Origin of the sequence: Bacillus sp. ES1-5, assembly GCF_022487605.1 — a bacterium.
In the GTDB taxonomy this organism is placed as follows: Bacteria; Bacillota; Bacilli; order Bacillales; family Bacillaceae_G; genus Bacillus_A; species Bacillus_A wiedmannii.
This window is the reverse complement of record NZ_JAKVPU010000009.1, coordinates 78,040-98,912: the sequence shown is the minus strand read 5'-3', so window position 1 is coordinate 98,912 and position 20,873 is coordinate 78,040. Positions and strand designations below refer to the sequence as shown.

19 protein-coding genes are annotated in these 20,873 nt (G+C 35.4%); 15 read left to right on the top strand and 4 right to left on the bottom strand.

Going from position 1 to position 20,873, the window contains the following annotated elements; translation table 11 throughout:
* Nucleotides 1-25 precede the first annotated feature (25 nt).
* On the bottom strand, nucleotides 26-1,423 hold the full coding sequence (locus tag MKO96_RS23480; protein WP_098275213.1) for an amino acid permease: 1,398 nt from the start codon (nucleotides 1,421-1,423) through the stop codon (nucleotides 26-28).
* Nucleotides 1,424-1,872: 449 nt separating this feature from the next.
* Here MKO96_RS23480 and treR point away from each other — a divergent pair, with 449 nt between their 5' ends.
* The 3 genes from treR to treC all read left to right on the top strand — a co-directional run bounded on the left by treR (nucleotide 1,873) and on the right by treC (nucleotide 5,930).
* The gene (gene treR, locus MKO96_RS23475; RefSeq protein ID WP_240588847.1) at nucleotides 1,873-2,583 is read left to right on the top strand and encodes a trehalose operon repressor; all 711 of its coding nucleotides are present in this window, start codon (nucleotides 1,873-1,875) and stop codon (nucleotides 2,581-2,583) included.
* Nucleotides 2,584-2,827: 244 nt separating this feature from the next.
* Complete coding sequence (treP, locus tag MKO96_RS23470; protein WP_240588846.1) at nucleotides 2,828-4,255, top strand: PTS system trehalose-specific EIIBC component; 1,428 nt, start codon at nucleotides 2,828-2,830, stop codon at nucleotides 4,253-4,255.
* Nucleotides 4,256-4,268: 13 nt separating this feature from the next.
* Nucleotides 4,269-5,930 carry an alpha,alpha-phosphotrehalase gene (treC, locus tag MKO96_RS23465; RefSeq protein ID WP_240588845.1) on the top strand — a complete coding sequence of 554 codons (1,662 nt, stop codon included), beginning with the start codon at nucleotides 4,269-4,271 and terminating at the stop codon, nucleotides 5,928-5,930.
* Nucleotides 5,931-5,963: 33 nt separating this feature from the next.
* Here treC and gerKC read toward each other — a convergent pair whose 3' ends face one another.
* The 3 genes from gerKC to gerKA are packed head-to-tail and all read right to left on the bottom strand — an operon-like array spanning nucleotide 5,964 to nucleotide 9,658.
* Nucleotides 5,964-7,088 (bottom strand): spore germination protein GerKC, encoded by a 1,125-nt coding sequence (gerKC, locus tag MKO96_RS23460; RefSeq protein WP_240588844.1) that lies wholly within the window; start codon nucleotides 7,086-7,088, stop codon nucleotides 5,964-5,966.
* Nucleotides 7,069-8,175, bottom strand: a complete 1,107-nt coding sequence (locus MKO96_RS23455) for a GerAB/ArcD/ProY family transporter (protein ID WP_240588843.1) — start codon at nucleotides 8,173-8,175, stop codon at nucleotides 7,069-7,071. Before MKO96_RS23455 ends, gerKC begins: the two co-directional genes overlap by 20 nt.
* Nucleotides 8,156-9,658: a spore germination protein GerKA gene (gene gerKA, locus MKO96_RS23450; RefSeq protein ID WP_240588842.1), complete on the bottom strand. Its 1,503-nt coding sequence runs from the start codon at nucleotides 9,656-9,658 to the stop codon at nucleotides 8,156-8,158. The genes MKO96_RS23455 and gerKA overlap by 20 nt, the downstream gene beginning before the upstream one ends.
* A 151-nt stretch (nucleotides 9,659-9,809) precedes the next feature.
* Here gerKA and MKO96_RS23445 point away from each other — a divergent pair, with 151 nt between their 5' ends.
* The 12 genes from MKO96_RS23445 to MKO96_RS23390 all read left to right on the top strand — a co-directional run bounded on the left by MKO96_RS23445 (nucleotide 9,810) and on the right by MKO96_RS23390 (nucleotide 20,838).
* Nucleotides 9,810-10,496 (top strand): CPBP family intramembrane glutamic endopeptidase, encoded by a 687-nt coding sequence (locus tag MKO96_RS23445; protein ID WP_087979420.1) that lies wholly within the window; start codon nucleotides 9,810-9,812, stop codon nucleotides 10,494-10,496.
* Between the two features lie 23 nt (nucleotides 10,497-10,519).
* Entirely contained in the window at nucleotides 10,520-11,491 is a 972-nt protein-coding gene (locus MKO96_RS23440) for a phosphotransferase enzyme family protein (protein ID WP_240588841.1), read from the top strand.
* A 159-nt stretch (nucleotides 11,492-11,650) separates the two neighbouring features.
* Complete coding sequence (locus MKO96_RS23435) at nucleotides 11,651-13,111, top strand: alanine/glycine:cation symporter family protein (protein WP_098086016.1); 1,461 nt, start codon at nucleotides 11,651-11,653, stop codon at nucleotides 13,109-13,111.
* Between the two features lie 47 nt (nucleotides 13,112-13,158).
* Complete coding sequence (locus MKO96_RS23430) at nucleotides 13,159-13,977, top strand: amino acid ABC transporter ATP-binding protein (RefSeq protein ID WP_140386670.1); 819 nt, start codon at nucleotides 13,159-13,161, stop codon at nucleotides 13,975-13,977.
* Between the two features lie 12 nt (nucleotides 13,978-13,989).
* A complete protein-coding gene (gene glnH, locus MKO96_RS23425; RefSeq protein ID WP_087979424.1) occupies nucleotides 13,990-14,820 on the top strand; it encodes a glutamine ABC transporter substrate-binding protein GlnH in 831 nt (276 codons plus the stop codon).
* Between the two features lie 97 nt (nucleotides 14,821-14,917).
* On the top strand, nucleotides 14,918-15,574 hold the full coding sequence (locus MKO96_RS23420; protein ID WP_001112679.1) for an amino acid ABC transporter permease: 657 nt from the start codon (nucleotides 14,918-14,920) through the stop codon (nucleotides 15,572-15,574).
* Nucleotides 15,575-16,219 (top strand): amino acid ABC transporter permease, encoded by a 645-nt coding sequence (locus tag MKO96_RS23415; protein ID WP_087979425.1) that lies wholly within the window; start codon nucleotides 15,575-15,577, stop codon nucleotides 16,217-16,219.
* A 204-nt stretch (nucleotides 16,220-16,423) separates the two neighbouring features.
* Nucleotides 16,424-17,851: an amino acid permease gene (locus MKO96_RS23410; RefSeq protein ID WP_076542387.1), complete on the top strand. Its 1,428-nt coding sequence runs from the start codon at nucleotides 16,424-16,426 to the stop codon at nucleotides 17,849-17,851.
* Entirely contained in the window at nucleotides 17,826-18,203 is a 378-nt protein-coding gene (locus tag MKO96_RS23405) for an OsmC family protein (RefSeq protein ID WP_240588840.1), read from the top strand. Before MKO96_RS23410 ends, MKO96_RS23405 begins: the two co-directional genes overlap by 26 nt.
* Before the next feature lie 62 nt (nucleotides 18,204-18,265).
* Nucleotides 18,266-18,700, top strand: a complete 435-nt coding sequence (locus MKO96_RS23400; RefSeq protein WP_240588839.1) for an HIT family protein — start codon at nucleotides 18,266-18,268, stop codon at nucleotides 18,698-18,700.
* 178 nt (nucleotides 18,701-18,878) lie between these two features.
* Nucleotides 18,879-19,436, top strand: coding sequence for an RNA polymerase sigma factor (locus tag MKO96_RS23395; protein ID WP_240588838.1), 558 nt, complete (start codon nucleotides 18,879-18,881; stop codon nucleotides 19,434-19,436).
* A complete protein-coding gene (locus MKO96_RS23390) occupies nucleotides 19,402-20,838 on the top strand; it encodes a DUF4367 domain-containing protein (protein ID WP_240588837.1) in 1,437 nt (478 codons plus the stop codon). The genes MKO96_RS23395 and MKO96_RS23390 overlap by 35 nt, the downstream gene beginning before the upstream one ends.
* The last annotated feature ends 35 nt before the right edge of the window (nucleotides 20,839-20,873 follow it).

Below are 20,873 nucleotides of genomic sequence, written 5' to 3'. Positions count from 1 at the left end.
AGAGAAGCCGGTAGCTTCTCTTTTTTTAATTCGTTTTTTGTGAGTTTTTCATTAGTACTGGATAAAGAATAAGACCTAATACGAACAATCCAATTCCTAAGAAGAACGTTTTTAAATCAGCAGTTCCTGTTTTAATAACCCAAATAGAGTAGACAAATGCTAATGTAGTAATGATCCCATCTTTTATTCGAGAGCCAGGCATTATATCATACGTTTCTCCTGTAATAACCAATTTAAATTGGTACAGCGTAGAAACAAGGTATGGAATTAAATAAGCTAATGTTGCTACAACGATAGCGAAATTATAAGCTTCTGATACGGTACCAGAAATCGTCGAGAATAAGAAAATTTGCGTCATCACATTTGTAATAAATAATGATTTTGAAGGACTACCTTTTTTATTTGTTTTCGCGAAAAACTTAGGGAAAAGTCCATTCTTGGCTGCCTGGTAAGGTACTTCTGAACTAACAACAATCCAGCCAACTGTAGAGCCAAATAAAGATACAAGTGCAAGTAAAGCCATGATATAGGCACCTTTATTGCCAATTGCTAAATTTAATGCGTCTACTAATGGTTTTTGAGACTCTTTTAAAGCATCTTGCGAGAGAGCTCCCATTGTAAGTAAAGTAATTGACATGTAAATAAGAAGAGCGATAATTAATCCGAAAATGGTAGCTTTTTTTACATCGCGCTGAGATTTAGCACGGTTAGAAAGCATTACAGCAGATTCAATACCGATAAACGCCCAAAGTGTTGCAATAGCAGCTGAATTGATTTGTCCACCTAACGAAATTGATTGTCCTGCTTCATTCATAAATGTTTGACCGTCTCCAAAATTAGAGGCATTGAAAATGAATAATGTGATTACAATAAACATTGTAAATCCGATAATTTTTGCAATGGTAGCAAGCAGATTCATATTTCCAGCCTGGTCAATATTTTGAGAAAGAATATATTGAATTCCCCATAGCATAAGGCTACATACGAGGAAAGTTAGTCCTTTTCCGAGTTCTAGTGAAAATCCGTTCGTAGAAAAGAGAATTTGCTTACTTTGTAACACTGGAAAGAATGTTGATAAATATCCAGCAAAGGAAATAATAACAGATGCGGTTGCAGCCCAGTTCGCAGCCCAATATCCCCATGCCATACTATATCCTGCAACTTTACCCGCTTTTTTTGAAGGGAACATTGCTTGGGCGTAACTTTGTGGTCCAGCCTTTAATTCTGGCTTGCGAATTGCTAAATTTCCAAATACGAGTGCAATCATAAATACGCCAAGGCCTGTAATACTCCATGCGAGTGTAGAACCCATTGGACCTGATACGTGTGCTAAATTTGCTGGGAGCATAAATACGCCACCGCCAACCATATTTCCGATTACAAAAGCCGTTAAAATCCATAATCCCCATTTTTTCGTTTCCATTTTTGTTAACTCCTTTGTAGTAAGTTTTGCTTAAACATCATTTTTTACTAGCTTTTTGACAATAAAAAAAGAGCCATGTAGATAAAAAATACCTACATGGCTCTTCACCTAACGTAGGTACAACGGGAATAACCCTTGTACCTACGCGTAATTTTTCCGCTAGGTTTCAAGGGTTACGTATGATGATGATGTTTTTGTGCAAATGTAACTACAATTGTTGTATAAGTAAGCATAGTTCTTTGCTCCCTTTCTCCTCTGATTTTGAAGTTAGTATACTACATGTTTTTTTGAATGAAAAGAAAAATATAAAAATTTTTATAAAAATACGTTTTAGAGATTAAATATTTACCTGTATTTTTCCTATACTGGAAAATAAGTGAGAGATTGGCAGAAGAGTGTAGCATGGTATAATACATATAGAATTAGAAGGTGACAAGGGGCTATTGTAGATGATGAGTAAGTATGAACAAATTTATACAGCAATCAGCAAGTCTATTGATAATAAACAATTAAAAGAGGGATGCAAAATCCCATCAGAAACTGAATTAATGAAGCAATATGAAGCGAGCCGAGGTACGGTAAGAAAAGCTGTAGATTTATTACAAGAGCGTGGATATGTTCAAAAAATACATGGAAAAGGTGTCTTTGTTTTAAAGCGAAAAAACATTGAATTCAACTTTGGTGGTATTGTAAGCTTCCAGGAAGAAAATGAACGTTTAGGACGCCATTGTATTACAGAAGTCGTGGAAATAGAGAAAGTAAAAGCGACAAAAGAGGTTGCAAAGCTATTAAATGTGAAAGAGAATACAGAAATAGATCATATTAAACGTGTACGAAATATTGATGGAGAAAAAGTAATTTTGGATATCAATCATTTTGTATCGGAATATATTCCTGGATTAACGAGCGAAATTGCAGCGGAGTCCATTTATAAATACATTGAGAAGAAATTAGGTCTTCATATTAGTTACTCACAGAGGGTAATTGAAGTACAGCCATGTACAGAGGACGATAGAAAGTATTTAGATTTAAATGGAACAGACTATGTTGTCGTTGTGAAAAACTTTACGCATTTTTATGATGGAAGTCAGTTCGAATATACAGAGTCACGCCATCGTTTAGATATTTTTCATTTTTCGGATGTGGCGCGGAGAAAATAAGGAGATGGAACGAAAAAACGTTTCATCTCTTTTTTTTATCCCTGCTATTTGTGGAGGCGTGCTGTCCGTAAACGCCCGATTGGTGAGGGCTGATAATCAGTGCGGGATGAACAAAACCCCCACTGATTACAATTTCAATTTATAAAAAAATACAAACTCGTATATACGAGTGTTGACTAACTTATATATACGAGTTAATATGTAATTGTAAACGGTATCAAAAAAAGAAAAGAGGGACGGGAATATGGGGAAAGACTATCGTCAAACAGCAGAGGAAGTGTTGCAGTATATTGGTGGGAGAGACAATATTGAACAAGCTGCGCACTGTGTAACGAGGCTCCGTATCGCTTTAAAAGATGAAAGTAAAATAGATAACGATAAATTGCAGTCTGTTTCATTAGTGAAGGGAGCGTTTCATAACGCTGGAGTATTTCAAATTGTAATTGGTCCAGGAGATGTTGATCGAGTATATGCGGAATTGATAACGCTCGCAGGTATGAAGGAAGCGACAGTAGCTGACGTGAAAGACTCTGGAAACCAAAAGTTAAACCCAGTTCAAAAGTTTGTAAAAGTATTTTCAGATGTATTTATGCCGATATTACCAGCGATCGTAACAGCTGGTTTACTAATGGGAATTAACAATCTATTAGGAGCGAAGGACTTATTTTTTGAAGGTAAAAATTTATTAGATGTATATCCAAACTTAAGTGGGCTTTGGGATTTAATTAATATGATGGCGAATACAGCATTCGTATTCTTACCAGCACTTGTCGGTTGGTCAGCAACGAAGCGTTTTGGTGGTAGTCCGATATTAGGGATCGTTATGGGATTAATGCTTGTGCATCCAGCCTTATTAAACGCGTGGGATTATGGTAAAGCAGCAACTGGTTTAGATGGACAAAAGATTGAGTACTTCGATATTTTAGGATTATTTCAAATTGAAAAGGTAGGATATCAAGGTCAAATTCTACCGGTTTTAGTAGCAGCATTTGTATTAAGTAAAGTGGAAATTTTCTTGAAGAAACATGTACCAAATGCAATTCAATTATTAGTTGTACCCATTACAACGATTGTCGTAACAGGTGTGTTAGCATTAGGAATTATTGGTCCAGTTACACGTCATATTGGAGATTTATTAACAGCTGGATTAGTAGGTGTATATGAAACAGTACCAGTAGTTGGAGCAGTATTGTTTGGAGCATTATATGCACCGCTTGTAATTACAGGTATGCATCATATGTTTATTGCTATCGACTTACAATTAATTGCACAGCACGGTGGTACATTCATTTGGCCAATGATTGCTCTTTCTAACATTGCGCAAGGTAGTGCGGCACTTGCAATGTTCTGGATTTCTAAAAATCAAAATGATAAAAGCATGGCATCTACATCAGCAATTTCAGCATATTTCGGTATTACAGAGCCAGCTATGTTTGGTGTAAACTTACGAAATAAATTCCCGTTCTATGCAGCAATTATAGGATCGGCTATTGCAGCTATATTTATTACGTTAAATGGTGTATTAGCACCTGCTATCGGAATTGGCGGATTACCAGCATTTATTTCTATCATTCCGAAATCGATTCCAATATTTATTGTAGGAATGATTATCGCAGTTGTAATCCCATTTACGTTAACATGTTTATTTGCAAAACGAGCAAAACAGAAGTAGGAGGAAGTTAAACATGAAGGATTGGCATAAAAGTGTAGTTTATCAAATTTATCCGAAGAGCTTTAATAGCTATTACAATAAAGAAACAGGTGATATAAAAGGGGTTACAGAGAAACTAGATTATTTAAAAGAACTCGGGGTAGATTATATTTGGTTAACACCGATATACCAATCACCACAAAATGATAATGGATACGATGTAAGTGATTACTACAGTATTGATCCATCTTACGGAACGATGGAAGAGTTTGAAGAGCTTTTAGAAGAAGCAAAGGCACGTAATATTGAAATTATGCTTGATATCGTTGTAAATCATAGTTCGACGGAGCATAAGTGGTTTAAAGAAGCGAAGGAAGATAAAAATAGTCCATATCGTAATTACTATATTTGGCGTGATGAAAAAAATAATTGGCAATCTAAGTTTGGCGGGTCTGCTTGGAAATATGATGAGAAGACAGAGCAATATTTTTTACATCTATTTGATGAGACGCAAGCGGATTTAAATTGGGAAAATGAAAAACTTCGTGAAGAAGTATATGATATGATGCGTTTTTGGCTTGATAAAGGGGTAACTGGATTCCGATTAGATGTTATTAATTTAATTTCAAAAGATCAACAGTTCTTAAATGATGATGGAAGTACGGCGACAAGCGATGGGCGTAAATATTATACAGATGGCCCGCGCGTTCATGAATATTTACAAGAGATGAACCGAAATGTTTTTGAAGGGAAAGATGTAATTACAGTTGGAGAAATGTCATCTACGACAATTGATAATTGTATTAAATATTCAAACCCTGAGCGTAATGAATTAAGTATGACGTTTAGTTTCCATCATTTAAAAGTAGATTATCCGAATGGAGATAAGTGGACGAAGGCTAATTTTGATTTCATTAAATTAAAAGAGATTATGTCTAATTGGCAAATTGAAATGCAAAAGGGCGGAGGATGGAATGCGTTATTCTGGTGTAATCATGACCAACCTCGCATAGTGTCACGCTTCGGTGATGATAGAAAGTACCGAAATGAATCTGCGAAAATGTTAGCGACAGCTATGCATATGTTGCAAGGAACACCTTACATTTATCAAGGCGAAGAAATCGGTATGACGAATCCTAAATTCGAGTCCATCGAGCAATATCGCGATGTGGAATCGTTAAATATACACGATATAAAGCTAGAAGAAGGATTATCAAAAGAAGAGATTATCGGGATTTTAAAACAAAAATCTCGTGACAACTCTCGTACTCCGATGCAGTGGAATGAAGAGATGAACAGTGGTTTTACAACAAGTACACCTTGGATTTCAGTGGCTGAAAACTTTACAGAAATAAACGTAGAGAAGGCATTAGAAGATAAAGAGTCTGTATTTTATCATTATAAAAAGTTAATAGAACTTAGAAAAACGTATGATGTAATTACAGAAGGAGAATATGCTATTTTAGATGAAAATCATCTTAAGGTTTGGGCATATACACGTACTATAAATGACGAGGTATTACTTGTTATCAATAACTTCTATGGAGAAGAAATAACGTACTCTGTACCAGCTCATGTTCAATTAGATGGAATGAAACAAGAAATACTACTGTCGAATTATAAAGATTCCAGCAAGGATATTACAAAACTTAACTTAAGACCATATGAATCAATTGTCTATCGCTATACGAAATAAAAAGGTTGTATGCCCACGCGGCATACAGCCTTTTTATTTTAAGACACCGCTATACAAAATGCTTACTTCTACCTCAGGTTTGAATTTTACTTTTGCATAATCTTTATTCCAATTTTTTTTCTTCCACAAATCAGGATGATAAGCGATAAGATGTCTTCCAATACCGAAAGCATCACAATTTGCTTTTTGTAACTTTTTCGTTATCTTTTTAGCTTCTTTCGTCAGCTGTTTAGATAATTCCTTATTTAGTTTTTTTCTTTCATCCATTTTGTAAAGATTATCTCTCGGAGCTTCAAGAGCGATAACTTTTAATTGAAGCTTAATGTGAGCATAAACATTTCCTTTTTTATCTGTTGTTATTTTTAAGTCTCTTTCTAACTTTCGATTGCTAATTTCCATTGTTAAATAATCAGATGTCTTCTCTGATTCATCGCTAGTAAGTTTCTGGGTTATACGGGCACTTGTTCCCATTTTTCCGGTTAATAATACGAATAAAACAGAGTGTTTCAAAGATAAATGCCCAGTTAATTTATCTTTGTTAAATAAAGCTAACCCGTTTGTAACTACTTCTTTTCCTTTTATTTTTATAGAAGGGAGGGTGAAGTCTTTACCAGGATCTAACATTTTTGTAGCAGCTGTTTCTAAAGTTTCTTTTGGAAATACACTCATATCTTCTAAGCTTTTCACTTTTTTCTTTAGAAAATCTCCAATTAGTAAATTTCCTACTTTCTTTTTTTCTAGTATCTCGGACGTTTCACCATCTACTGCAATAAGTTTTACTAAAGCAGTTGGGTTTGTTGGATCCCGAAAGCTGACATCTAAATAGGGTAGTATACCTTTTTTTAGAATTTTGGTTCCTAGTAATTGAACACCATATTTGAAATAGCGAATGTTCCCAGTCACATTTTTTTTTAGGGCATCGCTTGTATCCCTTATGTTATGCCCGGTTGCAGAATGTATCTCATTCTCAAATGAAGACTGCTCGCCGCTAGAACTCTTTACGAGTTCGATCGTTTGCTGAAGTTTATTCTCTTCGGTAATATCATATCCAATACTATAAGCTAATCTCGCTTCTCTTAATGGTTCTTGATCCCAACAGCCAGAAAGGAGGGAACTAGTACATAATATAAAAAGTAATTTAACTCTTTTTTTGAACATACTGTTCTCCTTTCTTCTTTCTTATTACTGCATAAAGTAGAAATAAAAGAGGGAGGACAACGATAAAAATATAGGTGAACTTATCAGTGAAAGTTGAAATTACTTTTAATTCTTCAGGTGTATCTATAAATAAGGCTACACTAAAAGCAATAATACCAACGATTGGAACAGCTTTTTTATGATTAGCAAGATTGAATATATGTCCAATTCCGATTGAAGCAGCACAATAATAACTAGCAATAGAAGCCACAACTGTTATCATCCATATTGGTATGAATAGTAAATCAGTCCGGTCTATAATCCCGATATGTAGAGAACGCAATAAGTAAGCAACTGGCTCTGGAATAAGTTCAATTTGCTTTGGACTAAATACGATAAAGCAAATCCAAACAGTAAAAGCATAAAAGAGAGTCACAAATCCGTTAGCGATAGAAATTGCCTTTAGTTTTGCCACAGCAGTCCCATTTACTTTTGGGAAAGCGATAAGAATAATTTCAAAACCATACATAGCTGTAATTGTTTCTTTCGATGCTTGAATAATATTCCACCATCCAGCCTCTGTAATGGGAAAAATATAAGAAAAATCAGCCCGTGAGAGCCCAAGTCCAATTAAAAGCGCCATAGGTAAAATGAGAATAGAGGCCATGACATAAAATCGTACGATGACTTTAAACGTATTATAAGCTACATAACAACAAGCTATTGTAAATAGCATGAGAATGGCAGACCAAGGAGTGGCTTGTAATATCCAAACTTTAATGACATTACAAGCGCTTAACATAACCGTCATACCAATAAGGGTGAAATAAAAAACATAAGCAAAACCTAATAGTTTTCCAAACTTGTTACCAAATAGCATACAAACACTTTCATACATATCTGCATCCGGAAATCGTTTTAAGAAAAGCCACATAAGTAAAATAATAAGCTGAATTACAAGTCCAGCGATGAGAGCAGAAATCCACCCACCACCTTTCGCTATTGGGTGAAGGCGGTTCGGTAGAGAAAGTATGCCCACTCCGATTTGGCATTGAATAACGAAAAAGGTAAATTGAACTAGCGAGATGTTACTTTGCGTGTTTGTCACCGTCCTCATCCTCTCTCGTTACATGTTGTCGTTGCATTGTTTTCGGCTTTGGATCATGAGGCCGTTCCCAAAACGACCAAATTGGGAGTCTTACGAAAGAATCTTTCATATCTTTTATCCGCATTGGTGCAAGAGGAGAAAGATATGGTGTATGAAAAGAATGAAGCTGACATAAGTGAACGAAAGTTATAATCAAGCCAAATGAAATTCCTACATATCCGAATAGGGCAGCAAGAATCATTAATGGAAAACGAAGAATTCGAACTGCTGAACTCATATCATTTGATGGAACGAGAAAAGATGAGATTGCAGTTAAAGCTACAACGATGATCATTGTGTAAGAAACGAGTCCGGCTTTTACAATTGCATCACCAATTACTAAACCGCCTACAATACCGATTGTTTGTCCAACTCGGCTCGGCAGACGAATACCAGCTTCCCGTAATAATTCGAAAATTAATTCCATTAAGAGAGCTTCAAAAATAGGGGGGAGCGGTACTTTCTCTAATGAAGCTTTAATTGTATACACAAGTTCGAGCGGCAACACATCAGGGTGAAAAGCGACAGTTGCAATATAGAAAGCTGGTAAGAGAAAGGCAATTAAAAAACTTACTAAACGAATCATTCGGACGAAAGAACCGACAATCCAGCGGTTATTATAATCATCTGGTGATTGATAGAAAGCGAATAACGTAACAGGTACGATGAGCGCTGTTGGATCTCCGTCAGATAAAATAGCAACTCGTCCTTCCATTAAATTTGCTGCGACTCTATCTGGACGCTCTGTATTTAATTGCTGCGGGAAGGGTGAGAAAGACGTATCCTCTATAAATTCTTGTATGTATCCTGGAGGCATAAGTGCGTCCGTTTTAATTGTTTCTAATCTTCTTTTCACTTCTGCAACGAGATCTTCATTCGCTATATTTTGCATATAAGCAATTGCCACTTTCGTGTGCATTTCTTCACCAAGTGTGAAATATTTAACGACGACATTTGGACTTTTTATGAGCTTACGAATAGAAGCTAAATTGGTTGCTAAATCTTCTACAAAACCAGTATGCGGTCCACGTACAATGCCTTCATTATCAGGTTCTGTTATATCTCTCTTTAAAGATAAAGCCGTTTCGAATATACAAAAACTGTCGACATGTTCATGAAAATATAACGATTTACCTTGTAATAAAAGTTGTACCCCATAATTTAAATTCGTTTCTTTTTTCATATTTAACGTAGAAAAAGCTTTATCTAAAGACAAATCAGACCGCGTTAATAATGGCTCAAGAGCTAATTGATGAATTAAATTTGGATCTGATAAAGATTCGATATATAAGATCGTTCCTTTTCCGTTTTGAAAAGGGAGATCTAATTTTTTTATATCATCAGAATGGAAAAGTTTATTTTCAATGTAATTAATGTTCTCCGGAAGTGATGGAAACATATGCTTTTTGTTATTATCTTGTTGTGAACTCTTCTGTTCGGTCATACTTTCCATCTCCTTTATATTGGAATTATTTCTGTTAATTTTTGCTTTTTGTGAGAAAATTATGCTTGGATTATTTGGGGAAAATAAGCTTGAAAGTTACGTTACGTCATCTTTTATACTTAAAGAAACAGAGAGTAGGGGGATGGTGTATATGATTTTGAAAAGTATGTGGGGATGGAAAGAAATCTTATATTTATTTATGTTTGTATTCATTATTGTTCCAGTAACAGTTGAATCTCTTTTTTATGACTATGCTTTAAAAGTAATAGGGAACGCATTGTATGCGGGAGTATTAATGGGATTTATAATGGCAGTGATATTTACTACTGTAGTTTATCTTTTTTGTATAAAAAGATATAAATTGTCGTGGAAAGACATTGGAATTCGGAAGCTTTCATGGAGAGATTTCCTATGGACAGTTGTAGCGCTAATTTTCTTAATTATAGTTAGTATTGCTGTATTAATGATAATGGAGAAAATGGGTATTTCTTTTGAAAATAGTAAAACGGAAACGGTTCAAAATGATAAATCAATATACGCGTTCTGTATCGCGGTAATTGGAGCAGCAGTTATATCACCAATCTATGAAGAAGTTTTATATCGAGGTGTTTTTTATACGTTTTTTCGTGATAGATATGGCATATGGGGCGGGGTGCTCATAAGTTCCATAATATTTACTGTTGTTCATATTCCAACATATAACACATTACCAGTGAATTTTTTAAGTGGAGTAGTATTTGCGTGGTTATATGAGAAAACAAATTCTATTTTATCAGCTATGATTGCCCACGCACTATTCAATTTCATAGCAGTACTTCTCACTTTTGTGTCGAATTAAGAAGATATATAGGAGGGATACAGATGGAAATAGCAGTAGAACGAGTTTTTACGAAAGAAATTTTAGCAAGAGCAGCAAAGGCATTTCATGTAATAGTGGAAGAAAAGCCACTTGGAGATTTTGAAAATTATATTTTTAAGGCAAAGGGTGATAGTGGTGAAGATTACGTATTACGTTTAACGCACTCTTCTCATCGTTCTAAAAAAGAAGTTGAAGCTGAACTAGATTTTTTACGATATGTTGCGGAGCATGGGGCAAAGGTAGCAGGCCCTCTGTATTCAAAGTCTCAAAATCTTGTAGAAGAGATCAGAGCAGAGGATGAAACTTTCTTTTTCGCTTCTTTATTTACATATGCAAAAGGTGAACAAGTAAAAGGAGAAGAATCGCCTTATTGGGGAGATGCTTATTTTGAAGCATGGGGAAAAGCGATTGGTCAACTGCACCGCTTAACAATGAACTACCCTAAAACAGATTATCGTGATACGTGGGAAGAAGACGAAAGTGGGATTGTTAATGAATTAGAAGATGATCAAGTGAAAAAGATTGCAGCGGTATTAATGGATGAAATAAAGGCTCTTCCCATTGAAAGAGAAACGTTCGGCCTTATGCACGGTGATATCCATCCCGGTAATTTTCATTATGATGGTAAAGAGCTAACAATCTTTGATTTTGATGATGCGGCTTATAATTACTTTATACATGATTTAGCGATGGTTCTCTATTACTCTGTTCTATTTACACCGTGGATAGCAGAAGAGAAGACAGACTTTGCTCGTAAACAGCTACAAGTGTTACGAAAAGGCTATGAGTATGAGCACAGACTAGCGGATAGTTGGTACGAATCGTTACCGTTGTTTTTACGTCTACGTGATGTTGGTTTATACGGTACACTTCAAAAGAAGTTTAAGGGGAAAGATATGCCAGATAACTTCCGAGAATTATCAGAAGAGCTATATGAAAGAATTATAAAAAGAGAAGCAATTGTGAATATATAATACATTTTTGTGAAAACAAAGTATACAAAATAAATGTATGCTTTGTTTTTTTATACAAAAATATGTTTGTTTTATTAAAATAATATTGTTATAGATTCGGTATACACTTATAATTTTATATATATTCTGAATATTCTTTATAAAGAAGGAGGGGGAATGTTGGAAGCTTTCGTAAATTGGTTAAATAATATTGTTTGGAGTCCAGCACTTGTTTATTTATGTTTAGGAGTAGGTTTATATTTTTCCATTCGAACGAGGTTTTTACAAGTAAGGCATGTAGGCGAAATGGTGAAGCTGACATTTCAAGGAGAAAAATCAGAGGCTGGTGTTTCTTCATTCCAAGCGTTAGCACTTTCGTTATCAGGACGCGTTGGGACAGGGAATATAGCTGGGGTAGCAACAGCGGTTGCATTCGGTGGACCAGGAGCTGTATTTTGGATGTGGGCAGTAGCCTTTTTAGGAGCAGGATCAGCTTATGTGGAATCAACACTCGCGCAAATATATAAAACGAAACATCAAGGACAGTTTCGTGGTGGACCTGCTTATTACATTGAAAAAGGTTTAGGTGTGAAATGGTATGCATTAGTATTCGTTGCAGCGACAATTATTGCAACGGGGCTTTTATTGCCAGGTGTGCAAGCAAATAGTATTGCCGTAAGTTTAGAAACAGCTTTTGGAATTAACACTACCGTATCAGGGGCTTTATTAGTTGTTGTATTAGCTATTATCATCTTCGGTGGCGTAAAGCGAATCGTGAACGTTGCACAAGTTGTCGTACCGTTTATGGCAGTTGGTTATATTTTAGTAGCTTGCGTTATTGTTGCTATGAATATTGAAAAATTACCAGAAGCATTTATGCTAATTATAAGAAGTGCTTTTGCATTAGAAGCGGCTTTCGGTGGTATTATCGGTTTAGCAATTTCTTGGGGAGTAAAACGTGGTATTTATTCCAATGAAGCAGGGCAAGGAACTGGACCACATGCAGCAGCAGCAGCTGAAGTATCACATCCAGCTAAACAAGGTTTAGTGCAAGCATTTTCCGTTTACATTGATACATTATTTGTTTGTTCAGCAACAGCATTTATGATGATTATTACAGGCATGTATAACGTATTTGATGCAAGCGGAAAAAACTTTATTGTAAATAAATTAAATGGTGCTCAGCCAGGACCAGGATATACACAGGCAGCGGTAGAATCTGTTTTCCCTGGATTTGGAAACGGTTTCGTTGCAATCTCGTTACTATTCTTTGCATTTACAACAATTATGGCGTATTACTACATTGCAGAAACGAATATCGCGTACTTAAATCGTGATAAAGACCGTCCTTGGCTGTCTATGATACTAAAGTTTGTATTTTTAGGAGCTGTATTCTATGGCTGTATAAAAACAGCAGCAACAGCTTGGGCTTTAGGTGACATCGGTGTAGGAATTATGGCATGGGTAAATATCATTGCGATTTTATTATTACAAAAACCTGCATTAGTTGCATTAAAGGATTATGAAAAGCAGAAAAAAGAAGGAAAAGATCCAGTATTTGATCCAGGGCCATTAGGAATTAAAAATGCTGATTTCTGGGAGCATGAATACGGCAAAGATAAGAAAGAAGAAGTATCTTAATGGAATAGAAATGAAAAAGCAAAGGGAAAATCCCTTTGCTTTTTTTTATGGGCAAAATGAGGCAGGCAGTTATTTTTTTGCCTATTTTTGAATATAAAAAGAATGTACATGCTTTGTTAAGGGAAGGGGGGAGTATGTTGATAGAGTTTCGTAATGTAAATAAATATTATGGTACCTTTCAAGTTTTAAAAGATATTAATGTACAAGTGAAAAAAGGTGAAGTGGTAGTAGTTGTTGGGCCGTCTGGATCAGGAAAAAGTACGTTGCTACGGTGTATAAATCAGTTAGAGACAATTACAGATGGAGCGTTAATTGTACAAGATACGGAAGTACACAATGCAAAAACAGATATGAATGAATTACGCCGAAATATTGGAATGGTCTTTCAACATTTTTATTTATATCCACATAAAACGGTTCTTCAAAATATTACACTAGCACCGATTAAAGTAAATAAAGTTTCAAAAGAGGAAGCTGAGCAAACAGCGATGTTTTATTTAGAGAAAGTAGGCATCCCGGAGAAGGCTAATGTATACCCGCATCAATTATCTGGAGGACAGCAGCAAAGGGTAGCAATTGCTAGGGGGCTCGCAATGCAGCCGGAAATTATGCTATTCGATGAGCCTACGTCTGCTCTTGATCCGGAGATGATCGGGGAAGTACTTGATGTTATGAAAACGCTAGCTAAAGAAGGGATGACAATGGTCGTTGTCACGCATGAAATGGGATTTGCGCGAGAAGTAGCAGATCGGATTTTGTTTATGGATGATGGTCAAATTATTGAAGATACAACACCGGCGCAATTTTTTGCAAGTCCTGAACAAGAAAGAGCTCGTCTATTTTTAAGAAGAGTGTTAAATCATTAAAGGGGGAGTTTCATGCTTAAAATGAAAAAGTTGTTTACGTTAATCGTATTTTCATGTTTATTCGTACTTGTCGTTGCTGGATGCGGAAGTAAAAAAGATGAGGCGAAAGAAACGAATACGAAACAAGGCGGGGCTGTTGAGCAAATTAAAAAGCGTGGGAAACTAGTAGTTGGGGTGAAGAATGATACGAACTTATTTGGCTTGAAAAATCCTTCGACAGGACAGGTAGAAGGGTTTGATGTTGATATCGCAAAGGCGCTTGCGAAAAAAATCCTTGGAGATGAAAAGAAATTAGAATTAAAAGAAGTAACGTCTAAAACGCGTATTCCACTACTGAAAAATGGTGATATTGATGCAATCATCGCGACAATGACAATTACGGAAGAACGTAAAAAAGAAGTAGATTTTTCAGATGTATATTTTAAAGCAGGGCAATCGTTACTTGTGAAAAAAGGAAGCGATATTAAAAGTATTGATGATGTGAAAAAGGGTGTGAAAGTGTTAGCTGTAAAAGGTTCAACGTCTACAAATAATATTCGTCAAAAATCACCAGAATCGACTGTATTAGAATTTGAAAATTACAGTGAGGCATTTACAGCGTTAAAAGCAGGGAAAGGCGATGTATTAACGACAGATAATGCAATTCTTTACGGCATGGCAAAACAAGATTCGAATTATGAAGTTGTAGGGAAAATTTTCACGGATGAGCCGTACGGAATTGCAGTGCAAAAAGGTGCAGATGATTTAACGAAAGAGATTAATAGCTTGCTAAAAGATATGAAGGCGAACGGGGAGTACGACAAATTGTATGAGAAATGGATTGGGCAAAAACAAGAGAAGTAACGTGATAGTTTCATTAATGGAGCTTTATTCTCATTGATAAATAGTAAGAGGATGAGGGATGCTCATCCTCTTCTTGTAAAGAAAGAGGGGAGAATATGTGCCTGATTTTTCTATATTGACGAATAACATTGATATGTATTTAGAGGGCTTTAAGTATACAGTTATGTCTAGTGTAATTGCGTTAATAGGCAGCTTTATTTTAGGAGTAATTTTGGCTGTAATGCGCATTGCACCTATTCGTATTTTAAATTGGTTGGGAACGGCTTTTGTAGAGTTTGTAAGAAATATTCCACTCGTATTAATTGCATTTATATTTTATTTCGCTTTACCTGTAATAGGAATTACTTTAAATGGTTTTGTAGCAGGAACAGTTACGCTTACCGTATATACTGCAGCGTTTATTGCGGAAGTCATTCGCGCTGGTATTTTATCAGTTGCAAAAGGTCAAATGGAAGCAGCGCGTTCCTCAGGATTAACGTATGTACAGGCGATGTATTATGTTGTTTTACCCCAGGCGATGAAAATCGTAATCCCTCCTCTAGGAAATCAATTTCTCAATTTAGTAAAAAACTCTTCCATACTCGGAATTATCGCTGGTACCGATTTGATGTATCAAGGAGATTTAATTTCAACGAAGACATTTGTTACGTTCGACGTTTATATATTTGTCGGGATGTTTTATTTAATATTAACAATTCCGCTCAGTATGCTAGTGCGTTATTTAGAAAAACGCTTAGCAAAGGAGGCGGTGTAAATGGATTTTAAGGGAGCAATTACAGGAGATCATATTCTGTTTTTATTAAAAGGATTACTTATAACGTTAGAGGTAGCGCTCGTAGCAATTGTACTCAGCTTTATTATTGGTAGTATAATAGGGATATTGCGCTACATGAAAATCCCTGTCGTCTCACAAGTATTAGGAATTATCGTTGAAGTGATTCGAAACTTACCACTACTTTTAATTATATTTTTCACATATTTTGCGCTTCCAGAAGTAGGCTTGAAATTAGAGATTATAACAGCTGTAATTGTTGCTTTAACAGTATTTGAAGCAGCAATGATATCTGAAATTGTTCGAAGTGGTCTATTATCGATTGAAAAAGGACAGATTGAGGCCGCAAGATCTTCAGGATTAACGTATGTTCAAGCACTGTGGCATATCACCTTACCACAAGCATTAAGAAGAATGGTCCCGCCGCTTGTGAGTCAGTTTATTTCATTGCTGAAAGATACATCATTAGCAGTTGGTATATCACTGCCAGAGCTTATGCATAATGCTCAAATTATTAGCGGGCAGAATGTAAATTATATGATTCCAACGTTTATAGTAGTAGCTTGTATGTACTTTATCGTAAATTATAGTTTATCAATTTTATCGAGAAGATTAGAACTTCGTTAACCTTTACAATATATGTAAAGGTTTTTCCTTGTTTCCCCTTATTTTCCTCTAATTAGAATCTAAATCTCACAATAATTCGGTTTTTTATATTGTTTTATCAGAAAAGTTTTAATTTTATATAGAAATTGTAATCGCTTTCGTGTATATTTTTATTATCAGAAAATTTTAACAAGATATAGGGGTATCGGTAGGGGGAGGATTTAGATGCAGCAACCAACGAATGAGAAATTACATCGTACGATGAAGAGTAGGCATTTATTTATGATCGCACTAGGTGGTGTAATCGGGACTGGTTTTTTCTTAGGTTCAGGTTACACCATTAATCAGGCTGGACCAGGGGGAGCCATCCTTTCCTATTTAGTGGGCGGATTTATTATGTATTTAACAATGCTTTGTCTCGGAGAGTTAACGGTAGCAATGCCGGTTTCAGGTTCTTTCCAAAAGTATGCGACGAAGTTTATTGGGCCAGGAACGGGCTTTATGATTGGCTGGCTATATTGGCTTGGCTGGGCAGTGACAGTAGGACTAGAATTAACGTCAATCGGTTTAATGATGAAAAGATGGTTTCCGAATGTTGATGTTTGGGTATGGTGTCTCGTATTCGGCGTTATTTTATATGCTTCAAATGCTATCTCAGCGAAGAGTTATGCTGAATTAGAGTTTTGGTTCTCTAGTATTAAAGTAGTTACAATTCTTGCATTTGTTGTTCTTGGTGGTAGTGCATTATTAGGGTTTATATCATATGACGGAAAAGAAGCGGCACCTCTTTTCTCTAACTTTGTAAGCGATGGTGGATTATTCCCGAATGGACTAGCTGCCGTATTACTCACAATGATTACAGTTAACTTCTCGTTCCAAGGAACAGAGTTAATCGGGATTGCAGCAGGAGAAAGTAAAGACCCTGAAAAAACAATCCCGCGTGCAATTCGTAATACAGTATGGCGCATTATGCTATTCTTCATTTTAACAATGACGATTTTGGTAGGATTAATTTCTTGGAAAGAAGCTGGCATAATTGAAAGTCCATTCGTAGTCGTATTTGATAAAATCGGTATTCCATACGCAGCTGATATTATGAACTTCGTTATTATTACAGCGTTACTATCTGTAGCGAATTCAGGATTATATGCGGCAACTCGTATATTATGGTCACTTGCAAATGAAGGAATGGCACCAACATCTTTCAAGAAAGTAAATAAACGAGGTATTCCAATTACAGCGCTAGTCGTAACGATTGCGGTAGCAGGGTTATCTTTATTCACAAGCTTCCTTGCAGAAGATACAGTATACATGTACTTATTATCTATAGCTGGTTTATCGGCTGTTTCAAGTTGGATCATTATTGCTTTATCGCAACTTCGCTTTAGAAGTCAGTATATAAAAGGCGGAGGAAAGTTAGAGGACTTAAAGTATAGAACACCACTATACCCAATTGTTCCAATTTTAGCTTTAATTACGAATAGTATCGTTGTTATTAGTTTAGCGTTTATTCCCGAACAAAGAATGGCGTTATATTGTGGTATTCCATTTATCATTTTCTGCTACATATATTATTATATAAATAAGAAACGGCAGAAACCGATGAAAGTGGAGATGGAGACACCAAATGAAACTAACAATCAAACACGATGATATACAGGCAGATTTATCGTATGGTCAATTAGCGATTGGAAAAGAAAATGGGTATTCACCGTTACAATTACTCGTTTCTTCTATCGCAGGATGTAGTGCAATTGTTTTTCGAACAATTTTAGAAAAGAAACGTATTACATACGATACGTTTACAATTGAAACGGAAATTGGTAGAAGTGAAGCTTTATCACAACCAGTTGAAAGTGTTCATCTGCACTATAAAATTAAAGCACAAAACATTACAGAAGAGCAATTGGACAAGGCACTACAACTTGCAGTGAAAAATTGCACGATTGTTCAATCTGTAAAAGATAGTATAAAAGTTACGGAAACAATTGAACTAATAAAGTGAAATATAAAAACGTGAGAATACGGTTCTCACGTTTTTATGTTTTAGAGAGAGGGGAAAGTGTAATGGATTGTTTAGGTTGTAAATTAGCAAACGAAGAAGAAAAAATATATAAAGTATATGAAGATGATTATGTAACTTGCTTTTTAGATCATGCGCCTTTCTACCCAGGACATACTTTAATTGTGCCAAAGCAGCATGTTGTAGAAGTAGACGAATTAGATGACGTTGTAGCGAAATCGATTATGGATGCTTCTAAGCTTATTGTAAAAGCGATTAAGGCATTATATAAACCGGACGGAATTACAATTTGTCAGAATGGTGGAATCTTTAACGAACTCACGCACTATCATATGCATGTTGTCCCGAGATATAAAGAGCGCTCATTTGCTGATTTTTATACGGTACAACCGGGAGAAAAACAGAATCATAACCTTGAAGAGACAAAGCATTTGTTACGAGAATCAATAGAGAAAATATTACTTACTAAAAAGGCATAAGAGGGATGTTCTTAATGGAACAGTCAGGAAAATTCTAATATAAAAAAGCCCAATTTCTCAGTTAGAATAGAGGAATTGGGCTTTTTATATTCTATTATTAAATTTTATCTATAAAAAGATTTTATAGTGTCACAAAGTATAGCGCTCATTCGTTATATAGAGTGAGAGGAGGAATTATATGAAAGTTACAAACAACGATTATGAAAAGATGGAAGAGCTATATGAGTTGTATGAACAAAAAATTTATTATGTAGCGTATTCTATTTTAAATAATATTCAGCAGGCTGAAGATGCGGTTCAAGAGACGTTTATTACTCTTTATAAGAACTTGGAAAAGCTCCATAGCTTGAGCACTGAAGAGCTTAAACGCTACATTTTGAGGGTCGCGAAAAACAAGGCGATTGATAGTTACCGGAAAAATAAACGACATGAAACATTTTTAGAAGAATATGAAAGAGAATCAACAGAAGCAGTAGATGAAAATATTGAAGAGTGGGAAAAACGTAAAATGTCTGAGGTTCAAATTGATACATTGCTAAAAGAGTTAAATGAATCTAATAGACAGGTATTTAAGTACAAAGTCTTCTATAACTTAACGTATCAAGAAATTTCAAGTGTCATGGGGATAACGGAGGCTAATGTCCGTAAGCAGTTTGAGCGTGCTCGAAAACGAGTTCAAAATATTATAGGAGGTATACAACATGACGAATTCAAAGAACTCCAAAGAAATGTATGACCTTGCTGAAAAAATTGCTTTAGATGATTTTGATAAACTCGAAGAACAACATGAATTTTCACATACATATACGCGCAAAAAGAAATTGTTTATGGAAGAAATGAAGCTGAAGGGCGAGCGACCACAGAAAAAGCGTAAAAGACATCGTATGTTAATTGCTGCTGCCTGTTTATTAATTGGTATGCCGACAACTGTTTTTGGTGCAGTGAAAGTCTATAATATGATTGTTCAAAAACAAAATTACGAAGTAAATGTTTCCTTAACAAATAAGGATTCGAAAAAGAGTGATCAGTGGTATAAGTTGAAGGTTGGTAAATTGCCAGAAAATATGGAAGCAATTGATGACACTGCTATGAAATATTCATTTAAAGATAACGACGCAAATGGAGGCTTTTCATTTAGTCTTTGGAGAGTAGGGGAAAATGCGGACTTTCAAACTTTATATTCAAAAAGCTACGAAGAAAAAGAGATAGGTGGCAAGAAAGCAGTAATTGTTCATAAAGAAACTGGAAACAACAATGTAATGTTTGATAGGAAGGTCTTTCTCTTTTTTGAGAAAGAAGGGATTATGTTAGAAAGTTTTATTGGATCAGATATAAATGAAGAACAAATGATAGATGTCTTAGGGAATATTTCACTTGAGTCCACGTCAAAAGAAAAGGCATCACATATATCAAATTATGATAAAAAGTATTTTAGCCAAGCAGATGAACCTAAAAAACCTAAAGTGATTCCTTTGAAAAAAGATAGCAAACGACTATTTCATATAGGGCAAAAGGTTCCAGTAACGATATCTATGGATAACAGCCAAATTGAATATGTGATAGAAAAAGTTGAAGTTTTTAATTCGATTAAAGATTTTAAACAAGAGAACTTTAATGAACTTGGCCTAGGGATATTAAGCAAGAAGAAGGCTTTAGATCAGACGGGAAAACTGCTATCGTACAGACGTGATGTATATAAATTAGGGAATGGTAAAGATTCAATTGATACATTAGTAGATTCGCAATTAGTTAATGTTAAATTTGTCTACTTGACAACAACAGTGAGAAATATTGGTAAACAGGCGACAGAAGAAATCTATATGCATCCATCCATAAAGCAGCTTAAATTTGAAGGGAATGCATGGAAATACGCTAAAGAAGAGGGAATGGAAGCAACGCGTATTATGACGGGAGAAGTTGATTATTTAGAGCCTCACGGAGATGGGAAAAGCTTCTACAATATTGGCAGTATCCGACCAGGAGAAACGGTAAAAGTTAACTTAGGTTATTTTGTAGATGAAGATAAACTAGATTCAATCTTTTTGGATGCTTTCCATTACAGAGGGAATGGAAGTACTGAAAATATGAATGCGTCATATCGTTGGTGGATTGATATTCGTCAACAGTCAAAACAATAGGAACAAATAAACAAAAAGCTGCTTATATCTAGCAG

Excerpts from the sequence above, each read along its gene's own strand:
- glnH (WP_087979424.1), top strand. The coding sequence starts at position 13,990 with ATGCTTAAAATGAAAAAGTTGTTTACGTTAATCGTATTTTCATGTTTA.
- MKO96_RS23445 (WP_087979420.1), top strand. The coding sequence starts at position 9,810 with ATGATTTTGAAAAGTATGTGGGGATGGAAAGAAATCTTATATTTATTT.
- treR (WP_240588847.1), top strand. The coding sequence starts at position 1,873 with ATGATGAGTAAGTATGAACAAATTTATACAGCAATCAGCAAGTCTATT.
- MKO96_RS23390 (WP_240588837.1), top strand. The coding sequence starts at position 19,402 with ATGACGAATTCAAAGAACTCCAAAGAAATGTATGACCTTGCTGAAAAA.
- treP (WP_240588846.1), top strand. The coding sequence starts at position 2,828 with ATGGGGAAAGACTATCGTCAAACAGCAGAGGAAGTGTTGCAGTATATT.
- MKO96_RS23400 (WP_240588839.1), top strand. The coding sequence starts at position 18,266 with ATGGATTGTTTAGGTTGTAAATTAGCAAACGAAGAAGAAAAAATATAT.
- gerKC (WP_240588844.1), bottom strand. The coding sequence starts at position 7,088 with ATGTTCAAAAAAAGAGTTAAATTACTTTTTATATTATGTACTAGTTCC.
- MKO96_RS23480 (WP_098275213.1), bottom strand. The coding sequence starts at position 1,423 with ATGGAAACGAAAAAATGGGGATTATGGATTTTAACGGCTTTTGTAATC.
- MKO96_RS23415 (WP_087979425.1), top strand. The coding sequence starts at position 15,575 with ATGGATTTTAAGGGAGCAATTACAGGAGATCATATTCTGTTTTTATTA.
- MKO96_RS23440 (WP_240588841.1), top strand. The coding sequence starts at position 10,520 with ATGGAAATAGCAGTAGAACGAGTTTTTACGAAAGAAATTTTAGCAAGA.
- treC (WP_240588845.1), top strand. The coding sequence starts at position 4,269 with ATGAAGGATTGGCATAAAAGTGTAGTTTATCAAATTTATCCGAAGAGC.
- gerKA (WP_240588842.1), bottom strand. The coding sequence starts at position 9,658 with ATGACCGAACAGAAGAGTTCACAACAAGATAATAACAAAAAGCATATG.
- MKO96_RS23410 (WP_076542387.1), top strand. The coding sequence starts at position 16,424 with ATGCAGCAACCAACGAATGAGAAATTACATCGTACGATGAAGAGTAGG.
- MKO96_RS23395 (WP_240588838.1), top strand. The coding sequence starts at position 18,879 with ATGAAAGTTACAAACAACGATTATGAAAAGATGGAAGAGCTATATGAG.
- MKO96_RS23405 (WP_240588840.1), top strand. The coding sequence starts at position 17,826 with ATGAAACTAACAATCAAACACGATGATATACAGGCAGATTTATCGTAT.
- MKO96_RS23430 (WP_140386670.1), top strand. The coding sequence starts at position 13,159 with ATGGGCAAAATGAGGCAGGCAGTTATTTTTTTGCCTATTTTTGAATAT.